Below are 12911 nucleotides of genomic sequence, written 5' to 3'. Positions count from 1 at the left end.
TGGTGGGTTCGTCTGCAAGTACCACCAACCACGAACGTCGCTGCGCGCGGTGCGGCCGTAGATTGTGCGCATGCGAAGAATCATGGGCACCGAGGTGGAGTACGGCATCTCCTCGCCGGGCAACCCCACGGCCAACCCGATCCTGACCTCCACCCAGGCAGTGCTGGCCTACGCCGCCGCCGCGGCGGTGCCGCGCACCAAGCGCACCCGCTGGGACTACGAGGTGGAGTCGCCGCTGCGCGACGCCCGCGGCTTCGACCTCACCCGTCCTGGCCAGCCCACGCCGGTGATCGACGTGGACGAGGTCGGCGCGGCCAACATGATCCTCACCAACGGCGCACGCCTCTACGTCGACCACGCCCACCCGGAGTTCGCCGCCCCCGAGGTGACCGACCCGCTGGACGGGGTCATCTGGGACAAGGCCGGCGAGCGGGTGATGGAGCGCGCGGCGCTGCACGCCGGCAGCGTTCCCGGCGCCCCCAAGCTGCAGCTGTACAAGAACAACATCGACGGCAAGGGCGCCTCCTACGGCACCCACGAGAACTACCTGATGGCCCGCTCCACCCCGTTCGACGCCATCGTGGTGGGCCTCACCCCGTTCTTCGCCTCCCGCCAGGTGATCGTCGGCTCCGGTCGGGTGGGCATCGGCCAGGCCGGCGAGAAGGACGGCTTCCAGCTGTCCCAGCGCGCCGACTACATGGAGGTCGAGGTCGGGCTGGAGACCACCCTCAAGCGCGGCATCATCAACACCCGTGACGAGCCGCACGCCGACGCGGACAAGTACCGCCGGCTGCACGTGATCATCGGCGACGCCAACCTCGCCGAGACCGCCACCTACCTCAAGCTGGGCACCACCGCGCTGGTGCTCGACCTCATCGAGCACGGCGCCGACCTCTCCGACCTGCAGCTGGCGCACCCCGTGCAGGCGGTGCACCAGATCAGCCACGACCCCACGCTCAAGCAGCGGGTGGAGCTGGCCGACGGCCGACGCCTCACCGGGCTGCAGCTGCAGCGGATCTACCACGAGCGCGTGTCGCAGATGGTGGCGCTGGACCGCGAGCGCGACGAGCGCACCGAGGACGTGCTGGCCACCTGGGCGCGGGTGCTGGACATGCTCGAGCGCGACCCGATGGAGTGCGCGTCGCTGCTGGACTGGCCGGCCAAGCTGCGCCTGCTGCAGGGCTTCCGCGACCGCGAGGGCCTGGGCTGGGGCGCCTCCCGCCTGCACCTGGTGGACCTGCAGTACTCCGACGTGCGCCTGGACAAGGGGCTGTACAACCGGCTGGTGGCCCGGGGCTCGATGAAGCGCCTGACCACCGAGGAGCAGGTGCTGGCCGCGGTCACCAACCCGCCCACCGAGACCCGCGCCTACTTCCGCGGCGAGTGCCTGCGCCGCTTCGGCGCCGACATCACCGCCGCGAGCTGGGACTCGGTGATCTTCGACGTCGGCCGCAAGTCGCTGGTCCGCATCCCCACGCTCGAGCCGCTGCGGGGGAGCAAGGCGCACGTGGGGGCGCTGCTGGACTCGGTCGACTCGGCCGTGGAGCTGGTGGACGCGCTCACCAACGGCTGACCGGCCGCGGTCACCTCGCGTCCTGGGCAGGGGCGCGTGGGTAGTGTTTCGATAGGGACGTGCACGCGCTGGTCCCCCAGCAACGGCACCAGAGAACGAGGGAGTCGAACATGGCCCAGGAGCAGACCAAGCGCAGTGGTGGTGGCGACGACGAGGGTGCCGAGGAGCTCGGTGGCGCCGGCCAGGAGCGTCGCGAGCAGCAGAGCTCGGACACCGACGACATCCTGGACGAGATCGACGACGTGCTGGAGGAGAACGCGGAGGAGTTCGTCCGCGCCTACGTGCAGAAGGGTGGGGAATGAGAGAAGGGGCCAGTCCGGACACCTCGTCGTTCACGGACTACCTGCGCCGCACCGCCCCGGAGCTGCTCCCGGGCAACCGGCACCCCACCAGCACCCTCACCGAGAACATGGCACCGCACGGCACCACGATCGTCGCCCTCACCTTCGGTGGGGGCGTGCTGATCGCGGGTGACCGGCGCGCCACCATGGGCAACCTCATTGCCCAGCGCGACATCGAGAAGGTCTTCGTCACCGACGAGCACTCCGCGGTGGGCATCGCCGGCACGGCCGGCGTGGCCATCGAGCTGGTGCGGCTGTTCGCCGTGGAGCTGGAGCACTACGAGAAGATCGAGGGCATGCCGCTGTCGCTGGACGGCAAGGCCAACCGGCTGGCCTCGATGGTCCGCTCCAACCTGGGCGCGGCCATGCAGGGACTGGCCGTCGTGCCGCTGTTCGTCGGCTACGACGTGGACGCGACCGACTCGGTGCACGCCGGCCGGATCATCACCTACGACGTCACCGGCGGGCGCTACGAGGAGCACTCCGGCTTCCACAGCGTCGGGTCGGGCTCGCTGTTCGCGCGCTCGGCGCTGAAGAAGCGCTACGTGGCTGACAGCGACGAGGCCACCGCGGTGCGGGCCGCCGTGGAGGCGCTCTACGACGCCGCTGACGACGACACCGCCACCGGTGGGCCGGACCTGGTCCGCGGGCTGTACCCGTCGGTGGTCACCATCACCGCCGAGCACGGTGCGGTGCGGCTGCCCGAGCCCCAGGTGGCCGAGGTCGCCGAGGCCGTGGTGGCCGAGCGGCACCTCAACCCCGGCGGCTGAGCACCTCCCACCCGTCCCGACCCGAGCCGAGCACAGGAGCCCCGCCGTGACCATGCCGTACTACGCCTCCGCCGAGCAGATCATGCGCGATCGCTCGGAGCTGGCGCGCAAGGGAATCGGCCGAGGTCGCAGCGTCGTGGTGCTCACCTGCGCCGACGGCGTGCTGTTCGTGGCGGAGAACCCCTCGGCCACCCTGCACAAGGTCAGCGAGATCTACGACCGCATCGGCTTCGCCGCGGTGGGCAAGTACAACGAGTTCGAGAACCTGCGCCGCGCCGGCATCCAGCACGCCGACCTGCGTGGGTACTCCTACGACCGCCGCGACGTCACCGGGCAGTCGCTGGCCAACGCCTACGCCCAGACGCTGGGCACCATCTTCACCGAGCAGCCCAAGCCCTACGAGGTGGAGATCTGCGTGGCCGAGGTGGGCCGGCCGGAGGCGTCGGAGCCGGTGGCGCAGCTCTACCGGATCACCTACGACGGCTCCATCGCCGACGAGTCGCGGTTCATCGTGATGGGTGGCAGCACCGAGCCGCTGTCGGCCTACCTCAAGGAGCACTACCAGCCGGGGCTGCAGCTCAAGGCGGCGCTGGAGCTGGCCGTGGCCGCGCTGCAGCAGCACACCAACGGCGGCGCCCGCTCGGTGCCGGTGGACTCGCTGGAGGTCGCCGTCCTGGAGCAGGCGCGCCCACGCCGGGCGTTCCGCCGGCTGGCCGCCGCACAGCTGGCCACCCTGCTGCCGGCCCAGGCCGCCACCAGCCCCGAGCCTGCGCCGCCGGCGGGCGAGGGCACCACCAGCGCCGGGACGGACGAGACCCCGGAGCCGGGCCCCGGTCCAGTTGCCTGACAAGTCTCTTCGTCGCTGACCAGGCGATGCTGCTCGTCGTTCAGCGCCGCAGCCTCCGGGCTGAGTAGGGTCGACAAGGTGCAGCGACGAATCATGGGTATCGAGACCGAGTTCGGCGTCACGTGCACCTTCAAGGGCCAGCGCAGGCTGAGTCCGGACGAGGTTGCCCGCTACCTGTTCCGACGGGTGGTCTCCTGGGGTCGCAGCTCCAACGTCTTCCTCCGCAACGGCGCACGCCTCTACCTCGACGTCGGTTCGCACCCCGAGTACGCCACGGCCGAGTGCGACGACCTGGTGCAGCTGGTCAGCCACGACAAGGCGGGCGAGCGGATCCTCGAGGAGCTGCTGACCGACGCCGAGCAGCGCCTGGCCGACGAGGGCATCGGTGGCGACATCTTCCTGTTCAAGAACAACACCGACTCGGCCGGCAACTCCTACGGCTGCCACGAGAACTACCTGATCGGCCGCCAGGGTGAGTTCTCCCGGCTGTCGGAGGTGCTCCTGCCGTTCCTGGTCACTCGCCAGCTGATCGCCGGCGCGGGCAAGGTGCTGCACACCCCGCGGGGCTCGCGCTTCTGCCTCAGCCAGCGCGCCGAGCACATCTGGGAGGGCGTCTCCTCCGCCACCACCCGCTCGCGGCCCATCATCAACACCCGCGACGAGCCGCACGCCGACGCCGAGAAGTACCGCCGGCTGCACGTCATCGTGGGTGACTCGAACATGGCCGAGACCACCACCATGCTCAAGGTGGGTTCCGCCGCCCTGGTGCTGGAGATGATCGAGGAGGGCGTGGTCTTCCGCGACTTCGCGCTGGACAACCCCATCCGCGCCATCCGGGAGATCAGCCACGACCTCACCGGCCGGCGCCCCGTGCGCCTGGCCGGGGGCAAGGGGGCCAGCGCCCTGGACATCCAGCGGGAGTACCACTCCAAGGCGGTCGACTACCTCACCCGCCGCGAGCCCGACCCGAGCATGGACCGCGTGGTGGAGCTGTGGGGGCGCACCCTGGACGCCGTGGAGTCCGACGACATGTCCAAGGTGGACACCGAGATCGACTGGGCCATCAAGCAGAAGCTGTTCCAGCGCTACCAGGACAAGCACGACATGGACCTGTCCAGCCCGCGGATCGCCCAGCTGGACCTCGCCTACCACGACATCCGGCGCGGCCGCGGCATCTTCGACCTGCTGCAGCGCAAGGACCTGGTCGCTCGGGTCACCGACGACACCGCGATCAAGACCGCCGAGCAGACCCCGCCGCAGACCACCCGGGCCAAGCTGCGCGGTGAGTTCATCGCCGCCGCGCAGGACGCCGAGCGCGACTTCACCGTCGACTGGGTGCACCTCAAGCTCAACGACCAGGCGCAGCGCACCATCCTGTGCAAGGACCCGTTCCGCTCGGTCGACGAGCGGGTGGACCGCCTCATCGCCTCCATGTAGGCGCCGCGGGGCAGCTGCTCAGCGCAGCGCGCTGCCGGAGAGCACCAGCAGCACCACGTCGACCAGCGCCACCCACACCACCGCGCGGAAGAGCCCGAGCGAGGTGAGCAGGCCGACGCCCACGGCCACCACCGCGGTGACCAGCGCCGCGGCGCCCACCACCCACGGCAGGTTCTGCGGGCCCAGCACCAGCAGCACCGACGCGGCCAGCAGCAGCACCACGGTGGCCGTGACCGACCCGCGGGCGCCCAGCACGTGCGGCAGCCCACGCACCCCGGTGGCTGCGTCCGCCGCCAGGTCGGGCAGCACGTTGGCGAAGTGCGCCCCGCTGCCCAGCAGTGCGCCGGCCGCCACCAGCCACCACGGCACCGTGGCCACGGGGGCGACGACGAACGCCGGCAGCGCCCCGAAGGCCACCGCGTAGGGCAGCACCGACAGCACCGTGGACTTCACGCCCAGGTCGTAGACCCAGCCCCCACCGACCACCAGCAGGTGCAGGCCCAGCGTCACCCCGACCGCGCTCTGCCCGTTCCAGCCCGTGGCCACCGCCAGCGGCACGCTCACCACCGCCGCGACCACCGCGGCGGCGCCGACGGTCCGCGTGCTCAGCTCACCCCGGGCCACCGGCTTGTCGGTGCGGCCCGCGGCCCGGTCCCGGGCGGCGTCCACCGCGTCGTTGAGCCACCCGATGGAGAGCTGGCCGGTGAGCACCGCGCCCAGCACCCACAGGCTCGCCGCACCCCGCCCGGCCACCACCGCGAGCAGCCCGGCCACCGCGGTGACGGCCACGGTGGGCTCGGGGTGGCAGGAGGCCAGCAGCGCACGTGTGCGAGAACCCTTGTGCTGCAGCACCTGCACCACGCCCCCGACCGCGCTTTCGCCACTGTTCGCTGCCAGCAACCTAGGGTATGCGTGTGTCCTCCGCCCGCAGTGAACGTCTGGTCAACCTGGTGCTCTGCCTGTTGTCCACGCGGCAGTACCTCAGTGCCGAGCGCATCCGCTCCACCGTGGCCGGGTACAGCGACGCCCCCAGCGACGAGGCGTTCTTCCGGATGTTCGAGCGGGACAAGTCCGAGCTGCGCGAGCTGGGCGTGCCGGTGGAGACCGGGCGCAACTCAGGGTTGGACCCCAACGAGGGCTACCGCATCGCCCGGCGCGACTACGAGCTGCCCGAGATCGAGCTGGCGCCGGACGAGGCCGCGGCGCTGGCGCTGGCCGCCCGGCTCTGGGACTCCCCGCAGATGGCCACCTCTGCGCACAACGCGGTGCTGAAGCTGCGCGCGGCCGGGGTGGAGGTGGACACCGACGCCGCGCCCGGCGTGCAGCCCCGCGTGCACGCCAGCGACCCCGCCTTCGGCCCGCTGGTGGCCGCGGTGGACGCCGGCCGGGTGGTGACCTTCCTGCACCGCCGCGGCCCGGCGTCCGAGCCCACGGCGCGCACCGTCGAGCCGTGGGGGGTGGTGTCCTACCGCGGCCGCTGGTACCTGGTCGGCCACGACCGGGCCCGGCAGGACGTGCGCTGCTTCCGGGTCTCGCGCATCGCCGACGCCAAGGCGGTCGGTCCGGCCGGCGCGGTCACCGTCCCCGACGGCGCCGACCTGCTCGCGCTGGTCGCCGCCTCCGCCGGCCCGGCCCCGCAGGCCGCGGTCGAGGCGACCCTGCTGCTCGCCCCGGACCGTGCCGTGGGGCTGCGCCGGGGCGCCGAGGTGGTGCAGCAGACCCGCGACGGGGACGTGGTGCGGGTGCAGCTGTCCGACCTCGACGTCGCCGCGCGGTCCATCGCCGGCTACGGCGCCGACGCGGTGGTGCTCGCCCCGCCCGAGCTGCGCGAGCGCGTGCTGCTGCTGCTCGCCGGAGCCCTGGCGTGAGCGGGCTGACCGACCGGCTGCCCCGGCTGCTGTCGCTGGTGCCGTACCTGCAGGCGCACCCCGGCGTGCGGGTGGAGGAGGCCGCCGCCGAGCTGGGGGTCAGTGCCACCCAGCTGCGCAAGGACCTGCAGCTGTTGTGGATGTGCGGGCTGCCCGGCTACGGCCCCGGCGAGCTGATCGACCTGTCCTTCGAGGGCGACACCGTGAGCGTGATCTTCGACGCCGGGCTGCAGCGGCCGCTGCGGCTGTCCCGGGCCGAGGCGGGCGCCCTGGCCGTGGCGCTGCGCGCGCTGGGCGACGTCGGCGGGCTGGTGGAGCGGGACGTGGTGGAGCGGGCGCTGGCCAAGGTGGAGGCCGCGGCCGGTGGCGGCAGCGGTCCCAGCGCGGTGACCGTGGGGGTCAGCGAGAGCGCGCAGGACGCGGCCACCGCCGAGACCACGGCGACGCTGAAGAACGCCCTGGCCGAGCGCCACCCGCTGCGCATCCGGTACTACACCGCCTCCCGCGACGACGTCACCGACCGGGTGGTGGAGCCGCGCCAGCTGCTGGTGGTGGACGGGCGCAGCTACCTGGAGGCGTGGTGCCGGCGGGTGGAGGACGAGCGGATGTTCCGGGTGGACCGGATCGACGACGTCACGGTGCTGCCCGAGGTGCTGCCGGCGACCACCGGTGAGCGCCAGGCCCACGAGCTCTTCGAGCTGGGCGACGACCTGCCCGAGGCGGTGCTGGAGCTGGCCCCGCAGCACGCCTGGGTGGCCGAGTACTACCCCGTGCAGGACCTCACCCAGCTGGGCGAGGGGCGGCTGCGCATCACCCTGCGCTACACCGACCTGGAGTGGATCACCCGGCTGGTGCTGGGCCTCGGTGCGGGGGTGCGGGTGCTCGCCCCGGCCGCGCTGGAGCAGCACCGCACGGAGCGGGCCCAGGCGGCGCTGGCCGCCTACGCCCGCCACGAGGCGACCGAACCCGCCGGGTGAGCCCGCGGCGTGTCACCTGCCGGTCAGCGTCGGGTCACGCGATGGACACCTCGGCCGCGTACCCTCAACACAGGCCCAACACCGGAGGTATCTCATGGGATCTCTCAGTCCCGTTCACTGGCTGATCGTGCTCATCGTGCTGGTCGTGCTCTTCGGCGCCAAGCGGCTGCCGGACGCGTCCCGCTCGCTGGGCCGCTCGCTGCGCATCTTCAAGAGCGAGATCAAGGACCTGGGCTCCGACGGCGACAAGCCAGCTCCCACCCAGGCGGCGGCCCCGGCCCCGCAGGCGCTGCCCACCGCGCCCCCGGTGATCCCGCCCGTGCCGCAGGCCGGCACCGCGGCGCAACAGGTTCCGGTCCAGCAGGTGCCGGTCCAGCCTGCCCCGCAGGTCCAGGCCCAGCAGGCGCAGGCGCAGGCGCAGCAGGTCCAGGCCCAGCAGCTGCCGACCGAGCACTCTGAGAAGGCCAGCTGAGCCGAGGGTGTCCGCTCCGTCGGGGTGGCGCAAGATTCGACGGCGCCGCCCACCGAACCCTGACGGCTCGATGTCCCTCGTCGAGCACCTGTACGAGCTGCGCAGCCGGGTCACCAAGGCCGGCATCGCGGTCGTCATCACCACCATCCTGGGCTTTCTCTGGTACTCCCACGGCGTGCTGGGCACCCAGAGCCTCGGCGACCTGCTGAAGGGTCCCTACTGCTCCCTCCCGTCGACGTCGCGCGCGCAGATCGGTCCGGACGACAGCTGTCGGCTGCTGGCCACCGCGCCGTTCGACCAGTTCATGCTTCGCCTCAAGGTGGCGCTCACCGCCGGTGTGGTGCTGGCCTGCCCGGTGTGGCTGTGGCAGGTGTGGCGGTTCATCACCCCAGGTCTGCACCAGGGGGAGCGGCGCTTTGCCATCCCGTTCGTCGCCTCCGGTGCCACGCTGTTCGTCGGCGGCGCCGTGCTGGCCTACGTCGTCGTCGCGGAGGCGTTGTCGTTCCTGCTGTCGGTGGGCACCGAGGTGCAGATCACCGCGCTCAACGGCGACCAGTACTTCAGCTTCATCATCAATCTGATCATCATCTTCGGGATCAGCTTCGAGCTGCCGCTGCTGGTGGTGATGCTCAACCTGGTGGGCGTGCTCACCTACGCGCGGCTCAAGGAGTGGCGCCGCGGCTTCATCTTCGGGCTGTTCGTCTTCGCCGCCATCGCCACCCCCGGCCAGGACCCGTTCAGCATGCTCGCGCTGGCGTTCTCCCTGGTGATCCTGTTCGAGGCCGCGGTGCAGGTGGCCCGGCTGCACGACCGCCGCAAGGCCCGCAAGCGCGTCGACCAGGGCTGGGACTCCTGGAGCGACGACGAGGCCTCACCCATCCCGGAGCCCGAGCCGGTGCCACCGACCAGCGGGGTGCCACCGACCAGCGGGGTGGGGTCGACCAGCGGGGTGGGCTCGCGCAGCTACGACGACGCCACCTGATCAGGTGCTTCGCGCGGCGGGTGTGACGAGCACGGCCACTGGACCGAGGGCCGGGCTGCTGTGGCAGCCTGGAGCCCGTGGCCGACACGCAATCACCGGCGGACGCTTACGCGGCTGCACGACAGCGCAACCAGCACCCGCGGCTGGCTGAGTTCTCCGCTGGAATCCCGTTCGAGCTCGACCCGTTCCAGGTCACGGCCTGCGAGGCGCTGGAGGACGGGCACGGCGTGCTGGTGTGCGCGCCCACCGGCGCGGGCAAGACCATCGTCGGCGAGTTCGCCGTGCACCTGGCGCTGGCTGGCGGCACCAAGTGCTTCTACACCACGCCCATCAAGGCGCTGAGCAACCAGAAGTACGCCGACCTGGTGGAGCGCCACGGCAAGCGCAACGTCGGCCTGCTCACCGGGGACACCTCCATCAACTCCGGTGCGCCCGTGGTGGTGATGACCACCGAGGTGCTGCGCAACATGCTCTACGCCGACTCGGAGTCGGTGCGCGACCTGTCCTACGTGGTGATGGACGAGGTCCACTACCTGGCCGACCGCTTCCGCGGCGCGGTGTGGGAGGAGGTCATCCTGCACCTGCCGCCGGAGATCGCGGTGGTGGGCCTGTCGGCCACGGTGAGCAACTCCGAGGAGTTCGGCGAGTGGATCTCCACCGTGCGCGGGGACACCACGGTGGTGGTGGACGAGCACCGCCCGGTCCCGCTGTGGCAGCACGTCATGGTGGGCCGCCAGCTGTTCGACCTGTTCAACGAGCGCGACAACACCGGGGACCGCAAGCTCGTGGTCAACCCCGACCTGGTGCACCACGTCCAGCAGCGCGAGCGGCGCGAGGACGCGTTCCAGCCCCGGCACCAGCGCGGCCGTCAGGCCCAACGCGCTCGCCAGTCCCAGCGCGGTGGGTACCGCCAGCTCACCTACCGTCCGCTGCCCCGCCCGGAGGTGATCGCCAAGCTCGACTCCGAGGGGCTGCTGCCGGCCATCACCTTCATCTTCAGCCGGGCCGGCTGCGACGCCGCCGTCACCCAGTGCGTGCGCTCCGGGATGCGCCTGACCACCGAGGCGCAGGCAACGGAGATCGCCGAGATCATCAGCCGGCACGCCGCCGAGCTGCCCGAGGCCGACCTGGCGGTGCTGGGATTCTGGGAGTGGCGCGAGGCTCTCATGCGCGGCTTCGCCGCTCACCACGCCGGGATGCTGCCCGCGTTCAAGCAAGCCGTGGAGGAGCTGTTCGTCCGGGGACTGGTCCGGGCGGTGTTCGCCACGGAGACGCTGGCGCTGGGCATCAACATGCCCGCACGCACCGTGGTGCTGGAGCGCCTGGTCAAGTACAACGGGGAGTCGCACGCCGACCTGACGCCGGGGGAGTACACCCAGCTCACCGGCCGCGCCGGCCGCCGTGGCATCGACATCGAGGGCCACGCCGTGGTGCTGTGGCAGCCCGGGGTGCAGCCGACCCAGGTCGCCGGTCTCGCCTCCAACCGCACCTTCCGGCTGCGCAGCTCCTTCCGTCCCTCCTACAACATGACGGTGAACCTGGTGGCCGCGATGGGCCCGGACTCCGCCCGCACGCTGCTGGAGCGCTCCTTCGCCCAGTTCCAGGCCGACCGGTCGGTGGTCGGCCTGTCCCGCACCATCGACCGCAACACCGAGGCGATGGCGGGCTACCGGGAGCAGATGGAGTGCCACCTGGGCGACTTCGCCTCCTACGCGGAGCTGCGGGCCAAGATCACCGACCGCGAGCGCAGGCTGGCCAAGCAGGGCAGCGCGGCCCGGCGCCACGAGGCGGAGGAAGCCCTGCAGGCGCTGCGCCGCGGCGACGTCATCGCCGTGCCGGGCGGGCGTCGTGCCGGGCTCGCGGTGGTGCTCGACACCGGGCCCGACGACGCCGACCCCCGCCCGCTGGTGCTCACCGAGGACCGCTGGGCCGGACGACTGTCGGCCGCGGACTTCCCCACCCCTGCCGAGGTGCTGGGACGGCTGACGCTGCCCCGGCGGGTGGAGCACCAGGTGCCCCGCGTGCGCCGCGACCTGGCCTCCACCCTGCGGGCCAGCGGGATCACCGCCCCCGGCCGGGTGGGCAAGCGCCGAACGTCCGCCGCCGACGACGCCGAGCTGGCCGCGCTGCGCCGGGCGCTGCGGGCCCACCCCTGTCACGGCTGCGAGGACCGGGAGAACCACGCGCGGTGGAGCGAGCGGTACGCCCGCCTCGCCGCCGAGACCGAGAAGCTGCGCCAGCAGGTGGCGGCCACCACTCACTCCCTGGCCCGCTCCTTCGACCGCATCCGGGCGCTGCTGGCCGAGCGTGGCTACCTGGAGGGCACCGGGCCCGACCAGGAGGTCAGCAAGGACGGGCGCCGGCTGGAGCGCATCTACAGCGAGTCCGACCTGCTGGTGGCGGAGTGCCTGCGCCGCGGCGTGTGGGAGTCGCTGAACCCGGCCGAGCTGGCCGCGGTGGTGTCGGCGGTGGTCTTCGAGTCCCGACGGGAGACCGAGTCGGTGCCCCGAGTGCCGGCCGGGTCCGTCAGCACCGCGCTGGCCGACACGACGTACCTCTGGGACGCGCTCACCACCGACGAGCGGCGCCACAAGCTCGCCCCCACCCGCGAGCCCGACCTCGGCTTCGCGTGGCCGGTGTACCGCTGGGCCCGCGGGGAGTCGCTGACGAACGTGCTCGCCGCGGCAGGGGAGAACGGCCAGCTGCTGTCGGCCGGTGACTTCGTGCGGTGGTGCCGCCAGGTGGTGGACCTGCTCGACCAGGTGCGGGTGGCCTCGGCGGGCACCCCGATGGGCGCGGTGGCCAGGGACGCCGTCGCCGCGGTCCGCCGCGGAGTGGTCGCGCTCGGCACCTCTTGATCCGGGGAAGCGCCAAAACTGGCATGCTGTCGGAACATTCGTACTGACACACCCCGACCTGGAGGCGTTTCGATGAGCAGCCCACATGGCCCCAACGACCCTCCGCAGCCGCCGTGGGGCGGGCCGCAGCAGCCGTACCAGGGCAGCTACGGCCAGCCGGACGGCAGCCAGCAGCAGGGTTGGGGTGGCGCTCCGCCGCGTCCGGGTGGTCCCCAGCCCGGCGGTCCCCCGCAGGGTCCGCCGCCGCAGGGTCCGCCGCCGCAGGCGCCCTACCGCGGTCAGCCGCAGCCGCCCTACGGCCCGCCGGGCCAGCCCCAGGGGCAGCCGGGCTTCCCCGGTCAGCAGCCCTACGGTGCGCCGGCCCAGCCGCCGGCCCCGCCCCATGGTCCGCCGCCCTACGGCCCGCCCACCGGCCAGCTCGGTGGTGCACCCTTCGTCACCCCGCCGCCGGCCACCACCAAGTCGCGCACGCCGCTGTACGCCGGTGCCGGGCTGGCCGTGGTCGCGCTGGCCGTGCTGGCGGTGCTGGCCTTCGTGGCGCCCGGCTTCGCCGTCACCAAGACCCTGAGCCCCACGGCCGTGCAGGACGGGGTGCAGAAAGTGCTCACCGACACCTACAAGACCGGCGAGGTCACCGGGGTGTCCTGCCCCGACGGGCAAGAGGTCAAGAGCGGCAACACCTTCACCTGCAAGGCGACGGTGGACGGCAAGGAGTCCGACATCAAGGTGAGCATCACTGACGACGACGGCACGTACCAAGTGGGCAGGCCCTGATCACGGCGCTCG

The 12911-nt window shown here is 72.3% G+C and carries 12 protein-coding genes; 11 read left to right on the top strand and 1 reads right to left on the bottom strand.

What is annotated here, in order from left to right; all coding sequences use genetic code 11:
- The first annotated feature begins 70 nt into the window (after positions 1–70).
- From dop to pafA, 5 genes are all read left to right on the top strand, one after another.
- Positions 71–1573 carry a depupylase/deamidase Dop gene (gene dop, locus AC3YO9_RS11365; protein ID WP_127782918.1) on the top strand — a complete coding sequence of 501 codons (1503 nt, stop codon included), beginning with the start codon at positions 71–73 and terminating at the stop codon, positions 1571–1573.
- A 110-nt stretch (positions 1574–1683) separates the two neighbouring features.
- Entirely contained in the window at positions 1684–1875 is a 192-nt protein-coding gene (locus AC3YO9_RS11360; RefSeq protein ID WP_127782919.1) for a ubiquitin-like protein Pup, read from the top strand.
- Entirely contained in the window at positions 1872–2684 is an 813-nt protein-coding gene (prcB, locus tag AC3YO9_RS11355) for a proteasome subunit beta (RefSeq protein WP_127782920.1), read from the top strand. Before AC3YO9_RS11360 ends, prcB begins: the two co-directional genes overlap by 4 nt.
- Positions 2685–2730: 46 nt before the next feature.
- Positions 2731–3531, top strand: coding sequence for a proteasome subunit alpha (gene prcA, locus AC3YO9_RS11350; protein ID WP_489983216.1), 801 nt, complete (start codon positions 2731–2733; stop codon positions 3529–3531).
- 78 nt (positions 3532–3609) lie between these two features.
- A complete protein-coding gene (gene pafA / locus AC3YO9_RS11345; protein WP_127782922.1) occupies positions 3610–4968 on the top strand; it encodes a Pup--protein ligase in 1359 nt (452 codons plus the stop codon).
- Between the two features lie 18 nt (positions 4969–4986).
- On the opposite strand, the gene AC3YO9_RS11340 is transcribed toward pafA, so the two are convergent.
- Positions 4987–5829 carry a UbiA family prenyltransferase gene (locus AC3YO9_RS11340; RefSeq protein ID WP_489983215.1) on the bottom strand — a complete coding sequence of 281 codons (843 nt, stop codon included), beginning with the start codon at positions 5827–5829 and terminating at the stop codon, positions 4987–4989.
- A 53-nt stretch (positions 5830–5882) separates the two neighbouring features.
- Between AC3YO9_RS11340 and AC3YO9_RS11335 the strand changes: the two genes are divergently transcribed.
- The 6 genes from AC3YO9_RS11335 (at position 5883) to AC3YO9_RS11310 (ending at position 12899) form a co-directional block, all read left to right on the top strand.
- Positions 5883–6836, top strand: coding sequence for a helix-turn-helix transcriptional regulator (locus AC3YO9_RS11335; protein WP_489983214.1), 954 nt, complete (start codon positions 5883–5885; stop codon positions 6834–6836).
- Positions 6833–7813 (top strand): helix-turn-helix transcriptional regulator, encoded by a 981-nt coding sequence (locus AC3YO9_RS11330; protein WP_489983213.1) that lies wholly within the window; start codon positions 6833–6835, stop codon positions 7811–7813. Before AC3YO9_RS11335 ends, AC3YO9_RS11330 begins: the two co-directional genes overlap by 4 nt.
- A gap of 94 nt (positions 7814–7907) precedes the next feature.
- Positions 7908–8285, top strand: a complete 378-nt coding sequence (gene tatA, locus AC3YO9_RS11325) for a Sec-independent protein translocase subunit TatA (protein ID WP_489983212.1) — start codon at positions 7908–7910, stop codon at positions 8283–8285.
- Positions 8269–9267 (top strand): twin-arginine translocase subunit TatC, encoded by a 999-nt coding sequence (gene tatC, locus AC3YO9_RS11320; protein ID WP_489983472.1) that lies wholly within the window; start codon positions 8269–8271, stop codon positions 9265–9267. The genes tatA and tatC overlap by 17 nt, the downstream gene beginning before the upstream one ends.
- A 143-nt stretch (positions 9268–9410) precedes the next feature.
- Complete coding sequence (locus AC3YO9_RS11315; RefSeq protein WP_489983471.1) at positions 9411–12125, top strand: DEAD/DEAH box helicase; 2715 nt, start codon at positions 9411–9413, stop codon at positions 12123–12125.
- A gap of 72 nt (positions 12126–12197) precedes the next feature.
- Positions 12198–12899, top strand: a complete 702-nt coding sequence (locus tag AC3YO9_RS11310; RefSeq protein ID WP_489983211.1) for a DUF4333 domain-containing protein — start codon at positions 12198–12200, stop codon at positions 12897–12899.
- Positions 12900–12911 lie beyond the last annotated feature (12 nt).

The organism is Rhodococcus sp. Z6_132, assembly GCF_058133635.1.
Note: the sequence above shows the minus strand (reverse complement) of the source record. Positions and strands in the feature narration are given on the sequence as shown.